The organism is Lysobacter sp. KIS68-7, assembly GCF_021284745.1.
Taxonomy (GTDB): domain Bacteria; phylum Pseudomonadota; class Gammaproteobacteria; order Xanthomonadales; family Xanthomonadaceae; genus Noviluteimonas.
The window spans coordinates 154,561-178,528 of sequence record NZ_CP089925.1 but is presented as its reverse complement, the minus strand read 5'-3'; the positions used below and the strand labels follow the sequence as shown (position 1 = coordinate 178,528).

Below are 23,968 nucleotides of genomic sequence, written 5' to 3'. Positions count from 1 at the left end.
ACGGCAGGAGGGAATGGCAATGGCTTCAAATCGATTCTCACGGCGCCTCAAGCGCACGACGCTCGCAGCTGCACTCGGCCTGTGTTTCATCGGCGGCGTGCAGGCCCAGACCAATACGGCAGGTGCCGTGGCGGGTCGCGCCGCGTCCGGCGACACGATCACCGTCTCCAACCCGGCAACAGGCTTTTCACGCACCATCACGGCAGGCGCGGACGGCTCGTTCCGTTTCTCGCAGTTGCCCATCGGCCAGTACACCGTCACGCGCAACGGCGGATCGCCGCGGCAGGTGACCGTCAACGTCGGCACCGCCGCGAACGTGGACTACTCCGCGACGCCGGCCGCCGCGCCGGGCCAGGAACTCGAAACCGTTGAAGTCGTCGGTACCGGCGCGATCAACCCGATCGACGTCACGTCCGTCGAATCCACCACCATCCTCACGGCCGAACAGATCGCGAAGATCCCGGTCCCGCTCGACACCACCAGCGTCGCGCTGCTTGCCCCCGGCACGGTCCGCGGCGACGCGGCGTTCGGCAACCTCGCGTCCTTCGGTGGCGCGTCGGTCGCGGAGAACGCGTACTACGTCAACGGCTTCAACATCACCAACTCGTTCCGCAACCTCAACTTCTCGCAGGTGCCGTTCGAGGCGATCCAGGAACAGCAGATCAAGACCGGTGGTTACGGCGCGGAATTCGGCCGTTCGCTCGGTGGCGTGGTCAACCAGATCACCAAGCGCGGTACGAACGAGTTCAAGGCCGGCGGCAACGTCTTTTGGCGGCCCGACTGGGGCCGCGAGGACGTCAAGGACGTCTACCTGACCAACGGCACGCTGCGCCAGGACAACTCGCAGGACAGCGTCGAGGGCTACTCGGCCTCGGTCTGGGCGGGTGGCGCGCTGGTCAAGGACAAGCTGTTCGCCTATGGCCTGTTCTCCTATAACTACGTGCAGAACGAAACCTTCGGTTCCATCGTCGCCTCGACCAACGTGCACGACGAAATCAAGAGCCCGACCTGGCTCTTGAAGATGGACTGGAACATCACCGACAAGCACATCCTCGAGTTCACGGCGTTCTCCGACAAGCAGAACACCGACCAGACGGTTTACAACAACCCGCTGGGCGTGACGCAGCGCGGTTCGTTCCTCGGCATGAACTTCCAGGAACAGGGTGGCGACAACTACATCCTGAAATACACCGGCTACCTCACCGACACCTTCACCCTGTCGGCGTTGTACGGGTACGGCAAGTTCTCCCGCTCGCAGCACCTGCGCACGGCCAACGGCCTGGACGTGCGATACACCGGTGACATCAACTCGACCGGTACGGGCTGCCCGCAGATCGTCGATGCGCGTCCGCAGTTCCGCCGCGACATCACCGGCACGTACGCGAGCACCTGCAACATCACCGGCGGCACCATCGACCGCACCGACTCGGGCGATACGCGCAAGCAGTTCCGCGTCGACGCCGAGTGGCAGCTGGGCGACCACCTGCTGCGCTTCGGCTACGACGAGGACAACTTCACGTCCAAGGCCGGCGTTGCGATCGAAGGTGGTTACCAGTGGCGCTACACGACGGCCGCGGGTGCCGACGGCGTCCTGGGCACGGCCGACGACGTCGACCGCGTGCGCCAGCAGTTCTTCCAGCAGGGCGCCACGGTCGAGGTGAAGCAGCACGCGTACTACATCCAGGACTCCTGGAACATCACCGACAACTTCATCGCCTACATCGGCGGCCGCTGGGATACCTTCGAAAACCTCAACGGCGCCGGCGAAAGCTACGTCAAGATCAACAACCAGTTCGGCCCGCGCCTCGGCTTCTCGTGGGACGTCTTCGGTGACTCGACGTTCAAGGTGTTCGGTAACGCAGGCCGCTACGCGCTGCCGCTGACGCCCAGCGTGGCCGTCCGCGGTGCATCGGCTTCGTTGTTCAGCCGCGAGGACTTCAACTTCACTTCGGTGGGCGGCACGGTCGACCCGATCACGGGCGCGCCGCTGGACGTCAACGGCGTGGAATACACCTCGGGCAACGCCGAAAGCCGTGGCACGTTCCGCTACCTCAACTCGGAAGACGGTCGCGGCAAGAACCCGGTGACCATCGCGTCGAAGAGCCTCGACCCGATGTACCAGGACGAATACATCCTCGGCTTCCAGAAGATGCTGACGGACCACTTCTCCCTGGGCATCCGCGGGATCTATCGCGACCTGAAGCAGGCGATCGACGACAACTGCGATTACACCGCCGTGCTCGACGCGAACGGGTTCTCCTACGACGGCAACGTCGGTGGCTTCGTCAACGCCAACGGCGACGTGGCCGTGCTGCCGAACCCCGGCTTCCCGTACTGCCGCATGTTCAACCCCGGCAGCGACGCGGTGTTCGTCACCGACCTGCTCGGCAACGGCGTGCTGACGACCAACACCATCCCGGGTGCGCGCCTCTCGCCGAAGGCGAAGCGCAACTATACGGCGATGGAGTTCTTCGTCGACGGCAACTGGGACAAGTTCTTCCTGCAGGGTTCGTACACCTTCGCCAAGTCGATCGGTAACACCGAAGGCGGCGTGAAGTCGGACATCGGGCAGAACGACACCAGCGTCACGCAGGACTTCGACTACATCGAGCTGACCCAGGATACGTACGGCTACCTGCCGAACGATCGCCGCCACACGCTGAAGCTGTTCGGCAACTACTCGATCACGGATGAGTGGTCCATGGGCGCGAACCTGCTGATCCAGTCGGGCCGTCCGCTCAACTGCATCGGCGTGCTCGATCGCGACCCGAACCGTGCGCCTGGTACGCCGCCCATCGACGCGACCTACGACCCGCACCCGTACGGTTCGTCGTTCATGCGCTGCAACAACCTGCCGGTGCCGCGTGGTACCGCAGGTCGCCTGCCGTGGACCACGAACATCGACTTGAATGTCGCGTACTCGCCGGGTTGGGCGAAGGGCCTGCAGTTCAAGATGGACGTTTTCAACATCATGAACTCGCAGAAGGTCACCTCGGTGATCGAAACCGCGGAAGTGCCGGAAACCGGCCTGCCGTCCGAGCAGTACCTGCAGCCGGCGAGCTTCCAGGCGCCGCGCTCGATCCGCTTCATGGTCCAGTACGAGTTCTGACGCACTGCAGCAAAAGTGGGACGGGACGGCCGCCGAAAGGCGGCCGTCCTGCGTTTTGGCTAACAAAAAGCGAATGAATTGGACCCTCCGGGTCACTGCGTGTGCGCCGTCACAGAACCCGGAAATCCCGCTATTTCAGGCGCTTAGGATGATTTCCCGCCTGAATGCGAAATTGGGTTCTTAAAGTCCAGAAAAGGCCTTGTTAAGGATTTGTTTCGACTGTAGAGTCGGTCGGTCGCCAATTGCGGCTGACGTTGCGTACACCAGATCAAACAAGTCCCTTGGGGGTTTCATACACATGGCTTCTCAGTACCTGTCGAAAGGCTTGAAGCGAAGCGCGCTGACCGTTGCACTCGGTCTCTGCTTCGTCGGCGGCGTCTCCGCACAGACCAATACCGCGGGTGCGGTCACCGGTCAGGCTGCATCGGGCGACACCATCACCGTTACCAATCCGACCACCGGCTTCTCGCGCACGATCACCGTCGGCGCCGATGGCGCCTACCGTTTCTCGCAGCTGCCGATCGGCCAGTACCAGGTCTCGCGCAACGGCGGTGCCCCGCGCACTGTCAACGTGAGCGTCGGTACGGCTGCCAACGTCGACTTCGTCGCCGCATCGGGCGGTGAGCTCGACACGATCGAAGTCGTCGGCGCCGGTGCGATCAACCCGATCGACGTCTCGTCGGTCGAGTCGACCACCATCCTGACGGCCGAACAGATCGCGAAGATCCCGGTTCCGCGCGACACGACCTCGGTGGCGCTGCTCGCCCCGGGCACCGTGCGTGGCGACGCCGCGTTCGGCAACCTGGCTTCGTTCGGCGGCGCGTCCGTCGCGGAAAACCAGTACTACGTCAACGGCTTCAACATCACCAACTCGTTCCGCAGCCTGAACTTCTCGAACGTTCCGTTCGAAGCGATCCAGGAACAGCAGATCAAGACCGGTGGTTACGGCGCCGAATTCGGCCGCTCGCTCGGTGGCGTGGTCAACCAGATCACCAAGCGCGGTACGAATGACTTCCACGCCGGCGGCAACGTCTTCTGGGCTCCGGAAGAACTGCGCGAAAACGGCAAGGACGTGTTCCTGACCAACGGCACGCTGCGCCAGGACAACTCGAACGACACCACCAACCAGTGGGTCGCCTCGGCCTGGGCCTCCGGTGCCCTGATCAAGGACAAGCTGTTCGCCTACGGCCTCGTCTCCTACCGCAAGCAGGATGACGAAGCGTTCGGTTCGATCGTTTCCTCCACCAACACCAGCGCCGCTGCCAAGACCCCGGCCTGGCTGTTGAAGATGGACTGGAACATCACCGACAGCAACCTGCTCGAACTGACCGCCTTCTCCGACAAGCAGAAGACGGACACCGACGTTTACAGCAACGTCCCGGGCTCGCTCGACCGCGGTGCGCTGATCGGCACGAACTTCGCCGAACAGGGTGGCGACAACTACATCCTGAAGTACACCGGCTTCCTGACCGACACGTTCACCCTGTCGGCCCTGTACGGCCACGGTGAGTTCTCGCGTTCGCAGCACCTGCGCACCGCAGGCGGCGTGGACGTGGCCTACTCCGGCGACCTGAACAACCCGGCGTCGGGCTGCCCGGTCATCACGGACGCGCGTCGCGCGTACCGCCGCAACATCACCGGTACGTACGTCAGCCAGTGCAACATCACCGGCGGTTCGATCGATCGTACCGACTCGGGCGACAAGCGTGACCAGTTCCGCATCGACGCCGAATGGCAGCTGGGCGACCACCTGGTCCGCTTCGGTTACGACGTGGACAACTACGAGTCCATCGCCGGCCAGTCGATCGAAGGCGGCCGCCAATGGCGCTACTCGACCGCCGCCGGTCCGGACGGCGTGCTCGACACGCCTGACGACGTCGATCGCGTTCGCGAGCAGATCGTCAACCAGGGTTCGACGAACAAGGTCAAGCAGCACGCGTACTACATCCAGGATTCCTGGAACATCACCGACAACTTCATCGCCTACCTCGGCGGTCGTTGGGATACGTTCGAGAACATCGACGGCCTGGGCAACACGTTCGTCAAGATCAACAACCAGTTCGGCCCGCGCCTCGGCTTCTCGTGGGACGTCTTCGGTGACTCGACGTTCAAGGTGTTCGGCAACGCCGGTCGCTACGCCCTGCCGCTCACCCCGAGCGTCGCGGTCCGTGGTGCCTCGCAGTCGCTCTTCACGCGTGAGGACTACAACTTCACGACCGTGGGCGGCACCGTCGACCCGCTGACCGGCGCCCCGTTGGACGCCGCCGGCAACCCGTACGTGCACAACGGCGCGACCAGCCGCGGCACCTTCCGCTACGTGAACGGCGAAGCCGGCACGCCGAAGAACCCGCTGACGATCGCTTCGAAGAACCTGGATCCGATGTACCAGGACGAGTACATCCTCGGCATGCAGAAGGCGCTGACGGATCACTTCTCGCTCGGCGTCCGCGCGATCTACCGCAACCTGAAGGCCGCGATCGACGACAACTGCGACTACACGGCCGTCATGCACGCCGGTGGTTACAACTACGACGACGCTGCTGGTGCGTGGCTGAACAGCGCTGGTGAAGCGGCGGTCATCCCGAACGATGGCTTCCCGTACTGCCGCATGTTCAACCCGGGTGCGGACGCGATCTTCGTGACCGACTTCCAGAACAACGGCAACCTGACCACCGTCACCGTTCCGGGTGCCACGCTCAGCCCGAAGGCCAAGCGTAAGTACCAGGCGATGGAGTTCTTCTTCGACGGCAACTGGGACAAGTTCTTCCTGCAGGGTTCGTACACCTACGCCAAGTCGATCGGTAACACCGAAGGCGGCGTGAAGTCGGACATCGGCCAGAACAACACCTCGGTCACGCAGGACTTCGACTACATCGAGCTGACCGTCGACACGTACGGCTACCTGCCGAACGACCGTCGCCACAGCCTGAAGCTGTTCGGCAACTACGAGATCACCGACCAGTGGTCGGTCGGTACGAACCTGCTCGTGCAGTCGGGTCGTCCGATCAACTGCCTCGGCGACCTCGACCGCGACCCGAACCGCGCTCCGGGCACGCTGCCGGGCCCGGGCTTCAACCCGCACCCGTACGGCTCGTCGTTCATGCGCTGCCTGAACTCGCCGGTGCCGCGTGGTACGGCCGGTCGTCTGCCGTGGACCACGAACATCGACATGAACGTGGCTTACGCGCCGAATTGGGCGGAAGGCCTGCAGTTCAAGATCGACGTGTTCAACGTGCTGAACTCGCAGAAGGTCACCTCGGTCTCCGAAGTCGCCGAAGACGCCGCCACCGGCACGCCGCTGGAGACGTACCTCGCTCCGGCTTCGTTCCAGGCGCCGCGTTCGGTCCGCTTCATGGTCCAGTACGACTTCTAAGCGATACGGTTGTAGCTTCAAGAGGACGGCCACCTTCGGGTGGCCGTCTTTTTTTGCGCCGCGGAAAGCCGCTCCGATATGCTGGCGACCCACCCCGGGAACGCCGATGCAGCAACAGGAACTGGAACAGCGCTGGCGGCAGGCCCAGGCGAGCGAAGCGAAGGGCGAGCTGTCGCAGGCGCGCGCGCATTACGAGGCGATCCTCGCGACGGCGCCGCGCCAACCGATGGTGCGCCTGCGCCTGTCCGAGCTCGCCGCGCGCGAGGGTCGCTACCGCGATGCGCGACGCGAGGCGATCGCGGCCGCGGACCTCGTGGGCGACATGCGCCGCTGGGACATGCTGCCGTTCGCGACGATGCGATTGCTCGCGTTCGACGAGCGCGATCGCGTGCGCGCCCTGATCCTCGATGCCGACTGGTCGCAACCCGCGGTGCTCGCGCAGTCGGCGGTGCTGTCGCAACACCTGTGGCTGATCGACGAGTTCGATGCGGCGCTGCGCCTGATCGACACGGCGATGCAGCGTGCGCAGCCGCACCACCTGCTGCATTACTCGCGCGCCAATGCCTTGCGCTATTCCGGGCGCATGCGCGAGGCCACGGACGAATTCGAGCGCAGCATCGCGCTCGCGCCCACGTATCCCTACGCGCACTGGTCGCTGGCCTACCACGCCAAGTCCGATCCGCCCCGCAGCCGCGTCGCACGCATCACGCAGGCGCTTGCCGCGAATGCGCAGGATCCCATCGCGCAGGCGCACCTGCGCTACGCGTTGTTCAAGGAATACGACGATGCGGGCGATGCCGACTCCGCCTGGCGCGAGCTCGCGGCCGGTGCACGACTGATGCGCAGCCAGGCGCGTTACGACGCGGCGGCCGAAGCGCGCGGCATCGACGCGCTGCACGCACTACCGGCGCTGGCGCCGCCTGATGCGACGCCAGCGCCGCATACACCGCTGTTCGTCGTCGGCATGCCGCGATCCGGCACAACCGTGCTCGAGCGCATCCTCGGCAACCACGCGCAGGTCGGCAGTGCAGGGGAGCTCAACGCGTTTGCGCATGCGCTCGCGGAAGCGGGCGACCTGTTCGTCTCCTCGCCGCCGAGCGAGGCGATGGTCGAGCGTCTGTCGCGGATCGACTTCGATGCCGCGGGCCGCGAGTACATGGCGCGCACCGCGCATCGCTATGGCACGCACACGCACCTGGTCGACAAGAATCCGCTCAACGTTTTCTTCGCCGGTTTCATCGCGCGCGCGCTGCCGCAGGCACGCATCCTGTGCCTCGTGCGGGAGCCGGTGGATGCGTGCTTCTCGAACTTCAAGGAGCTGTTCGCCGGCGACGCCTACGCCTACAGCTACGACCTTGGCGAACTGGCCGACCATGCATTGCGCTTCCGCGCGCTCGTCGCGCATTGGGAGCGCAGCTTGCCGGGGCGGTTCATGGCGGTGTCCTACGAAGCGCTGGTGTCGGAGCCCGAGCGCACGACCGAAGCGGTGATGGCGTTCTGCGGGCTGCCCTTCGATGCCGCCGCGGTGGACATCACGCGCAACACGACCCCATCGTCGACGGCAAGCAGTTCGCAGGTGCGCGAACCGATCCACGCGCGCGCAGTGGGCGCCTGGCGTCGTTACGCCGGCCCGCTCGCGCCGCTGGTCGATCGCCTCGGTGCGGGAGCCTTGGCATGAGCACCCCGCAGGACCTGCAGGCCGACCCGGCCTGGCGCCAGGCCGAATGGCATGCGAGCCGCCAGGAGTGGCCGCAGGCGATCGCCTTGTTCGAATCGCTGCATGCGCGCCGGCCGAGGGACGCGCGCGTGCTCGTGCAGCTGTCGTACGTGCAGTCGCTCGCCGGTGGCTATCGCGCCGCGCGCGAATACGCGCTGCGCGCCGCCGCACTGGCGCCGCGCGATCCGGGCGTGATCCGCGAGCTCGCACCGCGCCTGCGTACCTTCAATGCCGCGCGCGAACTCGACGCACTCGTGCGCGCACAAGGCCCGCTCGCAAGCGTCCCGATCCCGGTGCTCCTCGTGTGCGCGGCGCAATACAGTTACCTCAACGAACAGGACCGCGCGCTCGCCCTGCTCGATGAGGCACGCCGTGCCGATCCGATGTTCCCGCCGACGCTGCTCGCGCGCTCGCACGTGCTCATGTACCTGGGCCGATTCGACGAGGCGGAGAAGGATGCGCGCGCCGCAGTGAAACGCGCCCCCGAAATCGCACAAGGCTGGTGGTTGCTCTCGCGCCTGTGCAAGCAGACGCCTGCGTCGAACATCGTCGCCGAGCTGCATACGCAGCTGCAGCGGCCGGGACGGCGTCCGCAGGAAGTCGCGCAGCTCGCCGAAGCGCTGCACAAGGCGCTGGACGAGCTCGGCGATTATCCGGGCGCCTGGTCCGCGCTGGAGCTGATGTGCCGCACCAAGCGCGCGACGCTCGATTACCGCGCCGCCGACTCACGCGCCCTCGTCGACGACCTGGTCGCGGTGCCCGCCGGCGATGTCGCGGCGACGCCCGACCCGGGTGCACGCACGCCGATCTTCATCGTCGGCATGCATCGCTCCGGCACGACGCTGCTGGAACAGTTGCTCGACGGCCATCCGGACGTGCGCGGCGTCGGCGAGCTCTACGACTTCACCAGCCAGATGCGCCTGGCGACCGACCACCATTGCCGCGGCGTCATCGATCGCACGATCGTCGAACGGTCGGGCGCGGCGGATCTCGCGGCGGTCGGCGCGGGCTACCTGCGCGACATGGAATGGCGGCTCGCCGGCGAGCGCCATTTCACCGACAAGCTGCCGTCGAACTTCCTCAACCTGGGTTTCATCTGCCGCGCGCTGCCGCACGCGAAGATCCTGCACATGGTGCGGGACCCGCTGGAAACCTGCTTCTCGAACCTGCGCGAGCTGTTCTCCGACGCCAATCCGTATTCCTACGACCAGGCCGAACTCGGCGACTTCCACGCGCAATACAAGCGCCTGATGGCGCATTGGCACACGGTGTGGCCGGGACGCATCTTCGACGTCGACTATGCCGGGCTCACGCGCGACCCCGACACCGTCATGCGCGACGTCGCCGCGTTCTGCGAACTGGAGTTCGATCCGGCGATGCTGGCGATGCAGGAGCGCAAGCGCGGCGTGGCCACCGCGAGTGCGGTGCAAGTGCGCAACAAGGTGGTGGCGCGCGAAACGCCGAAGTGGGCGCCCTACGAGGCGCAGCTGCAGCCGTTGATCGAAGCGTTGCGCAGGGAATGAGCGCGCGCCCGTGAGGCGCGTGCCAGGGATCAGAGATCCTGCTGGTATTGCACGTAGGGCACGGTGCCCTGTTCTTCGGAGCCCGCGGGAACCGCAAACGGATTCTTGCCGCGGGTGATCACGTTCTCCGCGCCGACCGTGAGCTGCCCGCTCCAGGGCGTGCGCCACGTGAAGCCGAGGCCGAGGCCCTGCCACTGGTTCGGCTGGCCGGGGACGTCGATGACGCGCCCGATGATGTTGCCGCTGAAGTTGCCGTAGCCGCCGCCGATGGTGACGCTGCGGGTGTTCCAGCGATCGGCGAGTTCCGGCTCGTCCGCGGCCGACACGAGTCGTGCCTTCGCGAGCGTTCCGCCGATGGTGATGAAGCCTTCGCGGCCGATGTCCTTCTGGCCGAAGACCGCGACGTCGTGCTGTTCGACCTTGCCGCGCGCATTCGGGCTGAGCCAGGCGGGCAGGGTTTCCTGGCCGGTGCCGAGGCTCAGGCCGACGCGGCCGCCGTTGCGGCTGAACGCGGTGGTCGCGTTGAAATGGTGGCTTTCCGTGCCGTCGTCGCCCATGGAGGCGAGGAGGCAGTGGTTGGCGAGGTTGGAGATCGCGCCGCCCAGGCCCGTCTGGCGGTCGCAAAGGAGGCCGAGGGAATCGCCGTCGCCGAGGCCGAAGGCCGCTTCGATCGCGCCTTCGCTGAATTGCTTGCGGACGCCGAACGACTGGGTCGTCGGCTCCAGCAGCAGCACCGCTTCGACCTTGCCGCTCGCCTGGTTATACACAGGAACTTCGACCGTGCCCTGCTTGTTACGCACCTGCGCATGCGCGCCAGCAGCCAGCAAAAGAGCGGCTGCGACGGTCAGGCATCGGTGGCGGAACAGGTTGCGCATGGCGGTGCCTGTGACCGGGTCGGTCGGGCGAAGTTCCTTGCTGGACGGGTGCGACGATCCTATTCCGTTTATGTTTATTTAACAATCGTTTTCTACTGCGGAAGCTGCCTCCGAACCATGAAACCGGTCCCGATCCCGATCATTGCGTACGTTCCGGCGCGGGCATGGGAGCCGACGGGGAAGGGGCGAACAACCCCTCGATCTCTTCCCCGGTAAACACGTAGCTCTGCCCACAAAACTCGCAACGCACCCGGGCGGTGCCATCGGCCACGGCCGCCCTGGCTTCGTCGGCGCCCAGCGAGACCAGCATCGCCTCGACCCGCTCCCGCGAGCAGGAGCAGCCGAACCGCAGGGGCCGGCCGGCCAGGATTTCCGGTGCCTCTTCGTGGAACAAGCGATGGAGCAGGGTGGGGCCGGGCAGCCCGAGCAACTCGTCCTCGGTGAGGGTGTCGAACAGCGCCGTCGCCCGCGTCCAGCCGTCGTCGTCGCCGCCGTCGCCCGGGAGCTTCTGGAGCATCAGGCCTGCGGCGCGATCACCGTCGGAGGCCAGCAGCAGGCGCGTGGGCAACTGCTCGGACTGCTGGAAGTAGTGCTCGAACGCGGCGCGCAGGTCGGCGCCTTCCAGCGGCACGAGGCCCTGGTAGCGCTGCGGGTCGCGCCCGTGGGGGGAGGGGTTTTCGATCGTGATGGCGAGGATCGGGTTCGGGCCCAGGTCGGCCAGGCCCTGCGGCGCCGCGGCGTCCTCTTCGAACTGCGCGATGCCGCGCAACGTGCCGGCCGCCGTGCATTCGGCGAACAAGGTCCGCAACGCGCCCTTTCCGCGCAGCTGCACCGACAGGCGTCCGTCCACCTTCGCATGGCCGGTGAACAGCGCCGCCGCCGCGGTCGCCTCGCCGAGCAGGCGCGCGATGCCATCCGGATATTCCGCGCGGGAGCGGATCTGCCCCCACGTGTCGGTCAGGTGCACGCGCACCCCGCGCACGCCGGCTTCGGGCAGCAGGAACCGCGTCAGGCGGTCCTCGTGGTGGAGGGCGGCGTGGTCGTGGTCGTGGGTATCGGGCATGGCGTCGATCTTCATGGGGGGTTCGTCAGGCTTTCGTGAGGCGCGCATTGCAGTGCGCGCCGCATCCCGTTCTTGGAATAATGCGCGCCTTGGGATCACGCGCAACGCGCGCCGCATTCGCGGTGCAGGAAGGGGTTGAAGTGGCAGATGGGGACAAGAACCGGCGGACGCAAGCGCGCCCCCGCCGCAAGCGACTGCTGCGCTGGCTGGTCGGGCTGCCGCTCGCATTCCTCGTCGTCACGACCTTGCAGGTGATCGTGCTGCGTTTCGTCGATCCACCGTTCAGTGCGTTCATGGTCGCGCGCCAGTTCGAAGCGATCGGCGACGGCGACTTCGGTTATCGCTCGGCCTACGCCTGGCGCGACCTGGACCAGATCGCGCCCGCGCTGCCGGTCTCGCTCGTTGCGGCGGAAGACCAGAACTTCGCCGGGCACCACGGCTTCGACTTCGATGCGATCGAGAAAGCGCGCGAGCACAACCAACGCATGGTCGAACGCGCCGAGAAGCGCGGCACGCCCGTCAAGCGCCTGCGCGGCGCCAGCACCATCTCGCAGCAGACGGCGAAGAACCTGTTCCTGTGGCAGGGCCGCAGCTGGGTGCGCAAGGGACTGGAAGCCTGGTACACCGTGCTGATCGAAACCTTCTGGCCGAAGCGACGCATCCTCGAGGTGTACGCCAACATCGTCGAATTCGGCGACGGCACCTATGGCGCGCAGGCCGCGGCACGCCACTTCTTCGGCAAGGACGCGAGCCGCCTGGGGCCCGAGGAAGCCGCGCGCCTCGCGGCCGTGCTGCCCGCCCCACGCCGCTACGACGCCGGCCACCCGGGCCCCTACGTGCAGCGCCGCAGCAACGCCATCCAGCGCCAGGCCCGCCAGATCGGCGGCGCTGCGTGGCTGCACAGCCTGGACTGAGCGCGGCGCGCCGCTTGGACTACCATCGCGCCATGGAAGCGCACCACCACGGCAGCACCCGCCACCCGGAGCATCGCCTCACGGTGCTGGTCGCCGCCTACAACGAAGCCGACGCGCTGCCCTTGCTGCATCCGCGCATCGCGGGCGTGCTCGACGGACTCGCGCGCGACGGGCTCGTCGGCCGCGTGCTGTACGTCGACGACGGCAGTCGCGATGCGACGTGGGCCGTGCTGCAATCCTTCGCCGCGAACGACGCGCGTGTCGGCGTCCTGCGCCTGTCGCGCAACTTCGGCAAGGAAGCAGCGCTCACCGCGGGCCTCGACCACGTCGACGCCGGCGCGGTCCTGATCCTCGATGCCGATGGCCAGGATCCGCCGGAGCTGATTCCAGAATTCGTGGCGAAGTGGCGCGAAGGTTACGACGACGTCCACGGCACGCGCCTGGCGCGCGAAGGCGAGGGCTGGCTGAAGCGCTCCACGGCGGCCGGGTTCTACCGCCTCATCGGCCGCCTCTCGCGCACGCCGATTCCCGCCGACACCGGCGACTTCCGCCTGCTGTCGCCGCGCGCGCTCGATGCGCTGAAGCAACTGCGCGAGCGCAACCGTTTCATGAAGGGCCTGTTCGGTTGGGTCGGCTTCCGCCAGGTCGCCATTCCCTACCGCCGCCAGCCGCGCGCGGCGGGCGCGAGCAAGTTCAACTTCTGGAAGCTGTGGAACTTCGCGATCGAAGGCATCACCAGCTTCTCCACCGCGCCGCTGCGGGTGGCCACCTACATCGGCGTGGCCACCGCGCTGCTCGCCTTCGGCTACGGCCTCTGGATCATCGTGAAGGCGATGGTGTGGGGAGACCCGGTGGCGGGCTGGCCGACCATGATGGCCGTGATCCTGTTCCTGGGCGGCGTGCAGCTCATCGCCCTGGGCACCATCGGCGAATACCTCGGCCGCCTGTACGAGGAGGCCAAGCAGCGCCCCCTCTACCTCGTCGACGCCTGGCGGCCGGCGACGGGAGTATCCTCGGCGCAGGCAGCGACGGAGGGACACGAAGATGCGCACGGTACGCCACCTGCTCGAATCGAAAGCGCCTGAAGTCTTCGCGATCGGGCCCGACCAACCGGTGCTCGATGCGATCAAGCTGATGGCGGAAAAACGCATCGGCGCACTGCTGGTGATGCAGGGCGGCCGCCTGGTCGGCATCGTGTCCGAGCGCGATTACGCGCGGAAGGTCGTGCTGCAGGGGCGCTCGTCCGCGACCACGCCCGTCGCCGACATCATGAGCCGCGATGTCGTGCGCGTGAGCCTCGCCGATACCGCCCAGCACTGCATGGAACTGGTCACCGACAAGCGCATCCGCCACCTGCCGGTGGTCGACGGCGATGCGGTGCTGGGCGTCGTCTCGATCGGCGACCTGGTCAAGGCCGTCATCGAAGACCAGCAAGTGGAGATCGACCAGCTGCAGCGTTACATCGCGAGCTGATCACTTCGCGTACTGCCCGCCGCACGGCACATCCTTGCCGGGGCCGAGTTCCAGCGTCGCCAACAGCGCCGCCGGCGGTGCGATCGTCCCGAGCGACACCGCGAGCGCGGCGCGCAGGCCCACCCGGCCCATGTCCGGATGGAACGTCGGGTCCTTGAACGTGCCGCGCACGAGCAGTGGCGAGCGGAACGAAAACAGGCTGCGGTCCTTCGGGCGCGGACGCAGGCGCAGGTCGTAGGTTTCGTCGCGCAGGCTGATGCTGCCGTCGCCGACGATCAGCGTGTCGGTGGTGTCGAAGGCGAGCGAGCGCGACGTCATCACGCCGTCCTTCACCGAGAAGTCGCCGAACGCGCAGCGGATAGGAATGCGCTTGTCGCCTTCCACCAGGAACTTCAGCGACTCGGCGATATCGAGGCCTGCGTACTCCATCAGCAGGTTGCTCACCTGTCCCTTGCCCATGCCCAGCGTGGCATCGCCGTTCGCGGTGCCCAGCATGCGCGCGATCGAATTGCCCGCGCCGGTCAGCTTCACGTCGCCGCCGACGCGGCCGATCGCGTCCTTCATCACCGCCGGCTCGACGATCAGCTTCGACAGGTCAAGGTCGCGCGCCAGGATGTCGGCGCGCGTGCGGATGGGGGATTCGCGTGCATCCATGTGGATCGTCGAACGAATGTCGCCGCCGGCGACGCCGAAGTTCAGCGGATCCAGGCGCAGCACGCCCGCATCGAGCAACAGGTGCGCGTCCATGTCGTCGAGCGGCAGCTTCGGTGCGTTGATGCGCTGGGCTTTCCAACGCACGTCGGCATCCATCGAGCGCAGTTTGTCGAGTTCGTAGGGATGGTCGGGCAGGATGCGTGGACGCGCTTGTTCCTGCGCGGCGGCGGCGCGTTGTTCGGGGGTCGCGGTCTCGCCCGCACCCGCCGATGGCGGCTTGCCGACGAAGCCCGCCAGGTCGTCGAAGTCGAGCCGCTTCGACACGAGGTTCGCCTTGAGGATCGGACGCGCGCGACCTGTTTCGAAACTCGCGCTGCCGCCGAGGTCGCTATCGCCCAGGCGTCCGGTGAAGTAGTCGTAATGCCAGACGTTGCCCGTGTCCTTCGTGCCGGTGCGGCTTGCGGGCGTGACCTCGCGCGTGAAGCGCCCGTCGAACGCATACGGCGGCGACTCCGGCGCGGCGATGCCGAGCAGCGGATAAAGCTCTGCGAGATTGCGCCCAGACAACGCGAGCATGAGATCGAAACCTCGCAGACGGAACGGATCGAGCAAGGTCCCGCGCACATGCCCCTTCGTATTGCCGGCCATCGCATGCACATCGATGCGATAGGGGCGCGTGCTGTCGGACAGCGCGATCGGCGACTCCGCGCGCCCATGCAACGTGAACCTGCGGCCTTCCCAGCGCCCGCCGCCTTCCGCCAGCACGGGCGGCGCCTTCGACGACGGGTCATGCAGGTCGCTGCGTACGGCGACATCGATGTCGGTGTCCTTGCCCGCATCGATGAAACGCACGCAGCCGTCGTTGATCCACAGCGCACCGTATTGCGTCGTGCTCGTCGAAGGTGCGCCGAATACCCAATTGCCTTCGCGACCCGGCCCGTATTCCAACCGCAAACGCGGCTTGCGCAACCGGATCTCCGGCACCTGCACCTGCCCATGGAACAGCAACGGCTTCAGCGCGATCGCGAGCTGCAGGTCATCGGCGGAGGCCATTGTCGGCTCCTTCGACCACGCGGCATTGCCGAACCGGAAGCCCTGGATCTTCACGAGCGGCGTCCAGCCGAAGCGATCGACATCCAGGTTTCCGGTGATCTCGAACTTGCGCCCCGTGCGCGCTTCCACCTGGCGTTCGACCAGCGGCTTGAACCAGTTCCAGTCCCAGAACGCGATCAGCAATGCGATGGCGAGCGCGACGATGCCGAATGCCGTCCACCAGGGATGTTTGGCGAACACGGCACGCGCGTTGGAAAGGGAATCAGCCATGGAACCCGCACCATTGCGGCGCGAGGGTCGATGCACGGTGAATGCAGTTGTGCGCGATTCAACACAGCGAACGCTGCGTGAAGATCAGTGCGGCAACACCTGCGACATCACGGCGATGTAATGGCATACCGTGCCGGCGACGACGAACAAATGCCAGACCGCGTGCGACCAGCGCATCGAAGGCCGGTGGTAGAACACCGTGCCCAGCGTGTAAGCGATGCCGCCGGCGAGCAGCCAACCGAGCGTCCACCCATCCAGCGCCGCCCACACCGGTTTGATCGCCACCAGGATGAGCCACCCCATCGCGATGTACACCAGCGTGGAGGCGAGCTTGAACCGCCCCGTGAAGAACAACTTGAACACGATGCCCAGCGCGGCCAGCGACCAGATCGCGACGAACAGGTTGCGCCCCACGTCGCCGCGCAGGCCGATCAACGTGAAGGGCGTGTACGTGCCCGCGATCAGCAGGTAGATCGCGCAGTGGTCGAACACCTTGAGCGCGGACTTGGCGCGCGGGACCTGGATCGCGTGGTACAGCGTGGAGGCGACATAGAGCAGGAACATCGACGCGGCGAACACGATCGACGCGGCGAGCTGCCAGCCGTCGCCATGCAGGGCGGTGAGCGTGATCATCACCACGCCGGCGGCGAGCGCCGCCACCGCGCCGAAGCCGTGGGTCAACGCGCTCGCGACATCCTCGCGCAGCGCCTGCGGCCAGGCCTTGCGCGGCTGGGGGACGGAGGCGAAACCGGGTTCGACGGGGTCCATGGTCGCGAGCATCCTCCCACGACCATGGAGTTTTTGCCCTAGACGGCCATCAATCGATGGCGACGGCGTGGGCGTGCTCGCGCGTGGCCATGAACTCCACGGCCGGTGCCCGCTCCTGCGCCAGCTGCAGGTTCACGCGGGTCGGCGCGAGGTAGACCAGCTGCCCGGCCGCATCGAGCGACAGGTTCATGGCGTTCTTCTCGCGGAATTCCTCGAGCTTCTTCGCATCGTTGCAGCGGATCCAGCGGGCGGTGGCGACCTGGACCTGCTCGAAGCTCGCATCCACGCCGTACTCGTCCTTGAGGCGATAGGCGACCACGTCGAACTGCAGCGTGCCCACGGCGCCGAGGATCAGGTCGTTGGACATCAGCGGGCGGAAGAACTGCGTGGCGCCTTCCTCCGACAACTGCGCCAGGCCCTTCTGCAGCTGCTTGAGCTTGAGCGGATCGCGCAGGCGCGCGCGGCGGAACAGCTCCGGCGCGAAGTTCGGAATGCCCGTGAACGACAGCGTCTCGCCTTCGCTGAAGCTGTCGCCGATGGAGATCGTGCCGTGGTTGTGGATGCCGATGACGTCGCCGGGGTAGGCGGTCTCGACGATCTCGCGGTCGCTCGCCATGAAGGTCAGCGCGTTGGCGAGCTTCACTTCCTTGCCGGTGCGGTTCTGCATCGCCTTCATGCCCGCGGTGAACTTGCCCGAGCAGATGCGCATGAACGCCACGCGGTCGCGGTGCTGCGGATCCATGTTCGCCTGGATCTTGAACACGAAGCCCGACAGGTGCGGCTCGTAGGGGCCGACTTCGCGCGTGGTGGTCGCACGCGGCTTCGGCGGCGGGGCGTGTTCGACGAAGAAGTCGAGCAGCAGCTGCACGCCGAAATTGTTGACTGCAGAACCGAAGAACACCGGCGTCTGCTTGCCCGCGAGGTACGCGGCCGGATCGAAGGGATGCGACGCGCCCTGCACGAGTTCGAGTTCGTCGCGCAGCTCCGCGAGCATCGGCGCACCGATGCGCTTTTCGAGTTCCGGATCCTCGAGCGAAGCGAAGATCGTCGAATCCTGGCGCGTGAAGTTGCGGCCCGGTTCGTAGAGATGCACCTCGCCCGTGACCAGGTGCACGACGCCCTTCAGACGCTGGCCCATGCCGATCGGCCAGGTCACCGGCGCGCACTGGATGCCGAGCACGGATTCGACCTCGTCGAGCAGGTCGATCGGCGGCTTGCCTTCGCGGTCGAGCTTGTTGATGAAGCTCATGATCGGCGTGTCGCGCAGGCGGCACACCTCCATCAGCTTGATCGTGCGTTCTTCCACGCCCTTGGCCACGTCGATGACCATCAGCGCCGAGTCCACCGCGGTGAGCACGCGATAGGTGTCCTCGCCGAAGTCGGCGTGGCCCGGCGTGTCGAGCAGGTTGACGACGCGGCCTTCGTACGGGAACTGCATCACCGAGGAGGTCACGGAGATGCCGCGTTCCTTTTCCAGCGCCATCCAGTCGGAGGTCGCATGGCGCGCGGCCTTGCGGCCCTTCACCGAACCGGCCATCTGGATCGCGCCCCCGAACAGCAGCAGCTTTTCGGTCAGCGTGGTCTTGCCGGCGTCGGGGTGCGAAACGATCGCGAAGGTGCGCCGGCGCGCGGCTTCGAGGGAGACATCGGACATGGGGACGGTGCGCGGGCGCGCACGGGGGGAGGCGGGACAGGCCGCGATTATAAGGGGGCGGTCAGCGCCCGTCGGTCACGCCGGGCATGCGGAAGGGGATGGCGACCAGGTTCATGCCGCGGTTCACCTGCACCGCGAAGTGCAGGTGCGGCCCGCTGGTGAAGCCGGTGTTGCCCGACAGCCCGATCTGCTGCCCCTGCCGCACGCGCTGGCCCACGCGGACGACCACGCCTTCCGGGCGCAGGTGCGCGTACAGGCCCATCGTCCCGTCGTCGTGGAGGATGCGCACGTAGTTCGCACGGCCGCCGTATTTCTCCAGGTCCAGGCCCGCCTTGTCGAAATCCGACTCGACCTGCATCACCACGCCGCCGCGCGCGGCGAACACCGGCGTGCCCTGGTCGGCGCCGAAGTCGATCGCATAGCGGTTCTGCGCATCGGTATGGCTGAAGGAGCCACCGAAACCCTGGTGGACGCGGATGCTGCTGCGCGGCAGCGGCAGGCCGTAGTCGACGTCCTGCGGATGGGCGCGCGGATCGCCGGGCACCGCCTCCATGGTCAGTGCGAATTCGCCTGCGCCGGGCGTCGCCGGCATCAGCCGCGCGACCAGCACGCTGCCGTTGGCGGGCACGATGGCGCGCGCCGGCAGGTCGGGCTCGCCGCGCGTGTTCACCACCTTGGTGAACTTCAGCATCACTTCGACGGGCCCGCCGATCGCATTGTCGGCGAAGGCGAGGGAACCGCCTTCGTCGCGTTCCAATCGCAGGCGCGCCATCGCCCCGGGTTCAGCGCGCACGGGGATCACGCGGACCTTGTTGCCCTTGGTCTGCTCATCCGTCGGCGCGTGGTCGCCGTAATGCACGATGCCGTTCTTGTCGACCCAGCGGTACACCTTGCTGCCCGCGTGCGCGAACGGAAGCGTCGCCAACAACGCGAACAACGCCGCCAGCATGGGCCGTGCAATGCGCATCGTCAGTCGACGCAGTCCTGCGCCAGGTGCATCGCCTGCGCGACATCGCGCAGATCGAAGGCGGTCACGGCCTTGTCGTCGTGCACGGCGAACAGCGCGCCACCCGGGAATGTCGGGGTTGCGGCCGCATGCAGCGCCACGCCGTCGGTGTGCGCCGTCGTGTTGCCGTGGAAGGTGCCGACCGGCGCGAGCGTCACGCGATCGAACAGGTGGAACAGCGTGAGCGGCGCGAGCTGGTCCACCGCGATCCAGTAACCGCCGCCGTCGGGGCAGGTCCACAGCGCAACGCCTTCGGCTTCCGCGCCGAAGCTGTCCTGCGGCAGGCTGCGGCCGGTGAACTTGCCGGAGAAGGTGTACTCGCGCAGCGTCGAAAGATGGCGGCGGTCTTCGTCGGCGATGAGCATGCGGTCGTTCGCGCGGTCGCCGGCGATCGACTCCACCATGCGCAGCGCGTAATCCGGACGCGTGTCGCCGAACGCGCCGCCGTAGTTGGCGCGCAGGCGGGCGGCCTGGTCGAATTGCACGCGATAGCGGCGCACGCGCTGGTTCAGTTCTTCGAAGGGCGGGACCACGTCGTACTTCTTGCCGTACATGAAACTGTCGGTGACATAGACCTCGAGCTCACCCGGCTCGGTCTCGTTCAACCAGAGGCCGTACGGGCTCCGAAGTTCCTTCTCCCCGAAGCTGCCGATCGGTTCAAGGTCGGGCAAATGGATGACCTGCACGCGATGGTTGTCGCGCTCGACCACGAACATGTAGTCGGCGTACACCGCGATGCCGTTGGGCCTGTTGAACTCGCCCAGCGCCGAGCCTTCCTTGCCGTAGTCGCGCAGGCGCGTGCCGTCTTCTGCGTCGTAGATCACCAGCCGGTGCGAGGACTTGCCGGTGGCGATGAGCCAGACCAGGCCTTCGTCGGACTGCCAGGTGGCGACCGAATCGAGCTCTTCCTCGGGCGTTTCCGCCGAGACGTAACGCTCGGGCACGGTCACCGCTTCCGGCGCCGCAACGGTGGCGGCAGGGGCGGGCGGCTGGGGTTTGGGGCTCGGCGCGGTGCTGCAGGCGGCGAGGAGGGCGATGGGGAGAAAAAGGCTGAGGCGCATATGGGCGAAGTATGCGTGAGCGTGAAGGCCTCGTGTTCACCTTGCGCAGACACGATCGACCATCCATCGCTTCATTGCGATAAAGCGATTGACAACTCCCGAAACCCGCGTGCATCCTGTGCGCCATCCATCGAGACCGGCTGAGGGACAGGCCCGAAGACGCCGGGGCAACCGTGGATCGCGCAAGCGATGCATTGGTGCCAAATCCTGCGGGGGCCCCTGGGCCTGCCGGCAGATGGATCGACGTCGCGCCCCTGGCGCGGTTCGATCGCATAGGCACCCGCGGACCTCGATGGCGGCCCACCGTCCAAGGAGCGTCCGATGTCCGCCGCACTCGCTTTGAACCCGCAAGTCCTCGCCACCCCGGTCGCCGATGCGCGCCGCGGCGAATTCCCCTGCTCGCTGTCGCTGCGCCATGCCGGCGTGCGCGATGTCGTGCTGCGCTACGAACTCCGCGGCGACACCACGCTGCCCATCGTCGCCGTGCTCGGCGGCATCTCGGCGGGCCGCCATGTCGCGTCGGGTTCGACCTTTGGCGAACCGGGGTGGTGGGAACGCCAGCGCGCGGTGCTCGACACGCAATGCGTCGTGTCGATCGACTGGCTCGGCGCGGACGGCACACTGGATGCGCCGATTGATTCGTTCGACCAGGCGGCGGCGCTCGCGGCGGTGCTCGATCATCTGAACATCGAACGCCTCTCGGCGATCGTCGGCAGCTCCTATGGTGCGATGGTCGGGCTCGCGTTCGCGGCAGCTTATCCGCAGCGCGTCGGGCACCTGGTCGCCATTGCCGGGGCGCATCGCCCGCATCCCTTCGCGAGTGCGTGGCGTGCGCTGCAGCGGCAGATCGTCCAGCTCGGGCAGCTGCAGTGCGCCGAAACGCAGGGCCTGTCGCTCGCGCGGCAACTCGCGCTCCTGAGCTATCGCACGCCGGAGGAATTCGGCGCGCGCTTCGACGCCGACGCCACGCTCGCCGGCGGCACCGCGCACTGCGCCGCCGAACAATGGCTCGCCGACCACGGCGCGTCCTATGCGCAGCGCACGCCGGCCACGGCTTTCCTGCGCCTGTCCGAATCCATCGACCTGCACCGCGTGGATCCCCGCCAGGTGCGCGTGCCGACCACGCTGATCGCCTTCGCCGAAGACCGCCTCGTCCCCGTCGACGACGTGCGCGCGCTCGCCGCCGGCATCGACGCCGCCGTGCGTTTGCGCGTCCTGCATTCCACTTACGGCCACGACGCCTTCCTGAAAGAACCGGTCGCCATCGCTGCATGCCTGCGCGATGCGTTCGAAGCCTGTGCGGAGGATTGCGCATGAGTGCATGGCACCCGACCACCGCCGCGGTGCGCGCCGGCATCGACCATGACGACGCCTTCGGCGCGGTCACGCCGCCGCTCGTGCTGTCCTCCAACTTCAGCTTCGCCGGCTTCGACGAAAAGCGTCGCTACGACTACACGCGCAGCGGCAATCCCACGCGCGACCTGCTGGCCGATGCGCTCGCGGCGCTCGAAGGCGGTGCGGGCGGCGTGATCACGTCGACCGGCATGTCGGCCATCGCGCTCGTGCTGCATGCCTGCCTCTCGCCCGGCCAGGTGCTGGTCGCCGCGCACGATGCGTACGGCGGCAGTTGGCGCCTGTTCGATGCGCTGGCGAAGAAGGGTCACTTCGAGCTCGTGCTCGCCGATCTCTCGGATCCGCGTTCGCTCACCGCAGCCCTCGACCGCAATCCCACGCTGGTCTGGATCGAAACCCCGTCCAACCCGCTGCTGCGCATCACCGACCTGCGTTTCGCGATCGAAGCGGCGCACAACATCGGCGCACGCGCCGTGGTGGACAACACCTTCCTCTCGCCCGCGCTGCAGAAGCCGATCGACTTCGGCGCGGATTTCGTCGTGCACTCGACGACGAAGTACATCAACGGCCACAGCGACGTCGTCGGGGGCGCGGTGATCGCGCGTTCGCAGGAAGACCACGCGCAACTGACCTGGTGGGCGAACGCATTGGGCATCACCGGCGCGCCCTTCGACAGCTTCCTCACCCTGCGCGGCCTGCGCACGCTCGATGCACGCATCCGCGTGCATGAAGAGAACGCGTCCGTCATCGCCACCGTGCTCGACGAACATCCCGCTGTGCGCGCGGTGCACTACCCCGGCCTGCCGCACCATCCGGGCCATGCGCTCGCACGCCGCCAGCAGAAGGGCTTCGGCGCGATGCTTTCGCTGGAACTCGAAGGCGGCGTGCCTGCGGTGCGCGCCTTCCTCGATGGCCTGCGCTGCTTCACGCTCGCCGAATCCCTGGGCGGCGTGGAAAGCCTCGTCGCGCATCCGGCCACGATGACGCACGCGGCGATGTCGCCCGAAGCGCGCGCCGCGGCGGGCATCGGTGACGGCCTGCTGCGCCTGTCGATCGGCATCGAACATGCGGAAGACCTGCTGGCCGATCTCAGCGATGCACTCGAACGCGCGCATGCGGTCGTGCGCGAAGCACGCCGCGAGGTGGCGACGTGAGCGCACCGCTGCGACTGGCGCTGTACGGCACCGGCAATGTGGGTCGTGCGGTGATCGAACGCATCGCGCGATGTCGCGACGGTTCGATCGCCCTGGTCCACATCGAAAACTCCCGCCACGATTGGAGCGACGCGGACGCCGGCGCACCGCACGTCGTGCTCGATGCCACCGCCAGCGACACCATCGCCGCGCGCCACGCCACCTGGCTCGCGCGCGGTGTCCACGTCGTCACCGCGAACAAGCTGGGGCAGGGCACCGATCTCGCACGCTGGCGGGCCATCGAAGCCGCGCGCGAAGACAGCGGCGCACACTACGGCGACAGCGCGACCGTGGGCGCCGGCCTGCCCGTGCTGCGCACCCTGCGCGCGCTGCAACGCGGCGGCGATGCGATCCATTCCTTCGCGGGCGTGTTGTCCGGCTCGGTCGCCTGGCTGTTGTCGCGCCACGACGGCACGCAGCCTTTCTCGCAACTCGTGCGCGAAGCGCGCGACGCCGGCTACACCGAGCCCGACCCGCGCATCGACCTGTCCGGCGAAGACGTGCGCCGCAAGTTATTGATCCTCGCGCGCGCCGCGGGTGTCGCGCTGGCCGCGGGCGAAGTGCGCGTGGATGCCCTCTCGACGCCCGCGCTCGCCTCGGCGCCTTCCGCAAACGACGACGCCCTCGCCACGCTCGACGCACCGCTGCACGCCCGCCTGCTCCGCGCCCGCGAGGACAACGCTCGCCTGCATCTCGTCGCCCGTTGGTCGGAAGGCGCGGGCGCGAGCGTCGCCATCGAAGCGCTCGCCCACACCGACCCGCTCTCCGCCGGCCACGGCACCGACAACCGCATCGCCATCCATTCAGCGCGCTATGCGACACAACCGTTGGTGATCCAGGGCCCCGGCGCCGGCGCGGACATCACCGCGGCCGCCATGCTCGACGATGTGTATGCGATCCGCGACGCCC

Annotated in this window: 16 protein-coding genes, 1 pseudogene and 1 riboswitch; of the genes and pseudogenes, 10 read left to right on the top strand and 7 right to left on the bottom strand. The window is 67.1% G+C overall.

The window, feature by feature from the left end:
• Positions 1-19: 19 nt before the first annotated feature.
• From LVB87_RS00875 to LVB87_RS00860, 4 genes are all read left to right on the top strand, one after another.
• Entirely contained in the window at positions 20-3,109 is a 3,090-nt protein-coding gene (locus LVB87_RS00875) for a TonB-dependent receptor (RefSeq protein ID WP_232899040.1), read from the top strand.
• 298 nt (positions 3,110-3,407) lie between these two features.
• Positions 3,408-6,482: a TonB-dependent receptor gene (locus LVB87_RS00870; protein ID WP_232899039.1), complete on the top strand. Its 3,075-nt coding sequence runs from the start codon at positions 3,408-3,410 to the stop codon at positions 6,480-6,482.
• 106 nt (positions 6,483-6,588) lie between these two features.
• A complete protein-coding gene (locus LVB87_RS00865) occupies positions 6,589-8,160 on the top strand; it encodes a sulfotransferase (protein WP_232899038.1) in 1,572 nt (523 codons plus the stop codon).
• Positions 8,157-9,722 carry a sulfotransferase gene (locus LVB87_RS00860; RefSeq protein ID WP_232899037.1) on the top strand — a complete coding sequence of 522 codons (1,566 nt, stop codon included), beginning with the start codon at positions 8,157-8,159 and terminating at the stop codon, positions 9,720-9,722. Before LVB87_RS00865 ends, LVB87_RS00860 begins: the two co-directional genes overlap by 4 nt.
• A gap of 29 nt (positions 9,723-9,751) precedes the next feature.
• Here LVB87_RS00860 and LVB87_RS00855 read toward each other — a convergent pair whose 3' ends face one another.
• Entirely contained in the window at positions 9,752-10,597 is an 846-nt protein-coding gene (locus LVB87_RS00855) for a hypothetical protein (RefSeq protein ID WP_232899036.1), read from the bottom strand.
• A 139-nt stretch (positions 10,598-10,736) separates the two neighbouring features.
• Positions 10,737-11,675, bottom strand: a complete 939-nt coding sequence (locus tag LVB87_RS00850; protein WP_232899035.1) for an Hsp33 family molecular chaperone HslO — start codon at positions 11,673-11,675, stop codon at positions 10,737-10,739.
• Positions 11,676-11,800: 125 nt separating this feature from the next.
• On the opposite strand from LVB87_RS00850, the gene mtgA reads away from it, so the two are divergent.
• The 3 genes from mtgA to LVB87_RS00835 are packed head-to-tail and all read left to right on the top strand — an operon-like array spanning position 11,801 to position 14,047.
• A complete protein-coding gene (gene mtgA / locus LVB87_RS00845; RefSeq protein ID WP_232899034.1) occupies positions 11,801-12,574 on the top strand; it encodes a monofunctional biosynthetic peptidoglycan transglycosylase in 774 nt (257 codons plus the stop codon).
• A gap of 32 nt (positions 12,575-12,606) precedes the next feature.
• Positions 12,607-13,659 carry a glycosyltransferase family 2 protein gene (locus LVB87_RS00840; RefSeq protein WP_232899033.1) on the top strand — a complete coding sequence of 351 codons (1,053 nt, stop codon included), beginning with the start codon at positions 12,607-12,609 and terminating at the stop codon, positions 13,657-13,659.
• On the top strand, positions 13,619-14,047 hold the full coding sequence (locus LVB87_RS00835; protein WP_232899032.1) for a CBS domain-containing protein: 429 nt from the start codon (positions 13,619-13,621) through the stop codon (positions 14,045-14,047). The genes LVB87_RS00840 and LVB87_RS00835 overlap by 41 nt, the downstream gene beginning before the upstream one ends.
• Here the strand turns inward: LVB87_RS00835 and LVB87_RS00830 are convergent, their stop codons facing one another.
• The 5 genes from LVB87_RS00830 to LVB87_RS00810 all read right to left on the bottom strand — a co-directional run bounded on the left by LVB87_RS00830 (position 14,048) and on the right by LVB87_RS00810 (position 20,513).
• Positions 14,048-16,024 carry an AsmA family protein gene (locus LVB87_RS00830; protein ID WP_232899031.1) on the bottom strand — a complete coding sequence of 659 codons (1,977 nt, stop codon included), beginning with the start codon at positions 16,022-16,024 and terminating at the stop codon, positions 14,048-14,050. It abuts the gene before it with no gap.
• Between the two features lie 84 nt (positions 16,025-16,108).
• Positions 16,109-16,792, bottom strand: a complete 684-nt coding sequence (locus LVB87_RS00825; RefSeq protein WP_232899030.1) for a hemolysin III family protein — start codon at positions 16,790-16,792, stop codon at positions 16,109-16,111.
• Positions 16,793-16,841: 49 nt separating this feature from the next.
• Complete coding sequence (locus tag LVB87_RS00820; protein WP_232899029.1) at positions 16,842-18,446, bottom strand: peptide chain release factor 3; 1,605 nt, start codon at positions 18,444-18,446, stop codon at positions 16,842-16,844.
• Positions 18,447-18,507: 61 nt separating this feature from the next.
• Positions 18,508-19,413: a peptidoglycan DD-metalloendopeptidase family protein gene (locus LVB87_RS00815; RefSeq protein WP_232899028.1), complete on the bottom strand. Its 906-nt coding sequence runs from the start codon at positions 19,411-19,413 to the stop codon at positions 18,508-18,510.
• 2 nt (positions 19,414-19,415) lie between these two features.
• On the bottom strand, positions 19,416-20,513 hold the full coding sequence (locus LVB87_RS00810) for a phytase (protein WP_232899027.1): 1,098 nt from the start codon (positions 20,511-20,513) through the stop codon (positions 19,416-19,418).
• A gap of 124 nt (positions 20,514-20,637) precedes the next feature.
• Positions 20,638-20,755, top strand: a riboswitch (SAM riboswitch).
• 79 nt (positions 20,756-20,834) lie between these two features.
• Between LVB87_RS00810 and LVB87_RS00805 the strand changes: the two genes are divergently transcribed.
• The 3 genes and pseudogenes from LVB87_RS00805 to LVB87_RS00795 form a co-directional block, all read left to right on the top strand.
• On the top strand, positions 20,835-21,830 hold the full coding sequence (locus LVB87_RS00805; protein ID WP_232899026.1) for a homoserine O-succinyltransferase: 996 nt from the start codon (positions 20,835-20,837) through the stop codon (positions 21,828-21,830).
• Complete coding sequence (gene metB, locus LVB87_RS00800) at positions 21,827-23,020, top strand: cystathionine gamma-synthase (RefSeq protein WP_232899025.1); 1,194 nt, start codon at positions 21,827-21,829, stop codon at positions 23,018-23,020. The genes LVB87_RS00805 and metB overlap by 4 nt, the downstream gene beginning before the upstream one ends.
• Positions 23,017-23,949 (top strand): annotated as a pseudogene (locus LVB87_RS00795) (homoserine dehydrogenase); the annotation flags it as partial. The gene metB and the pseudogene LVB87_RS00795, both read left to right, overlap by 4 nt.
• Between the last annotated feature and the right edge of the window lie 19 nt (positions 23,950-23,968).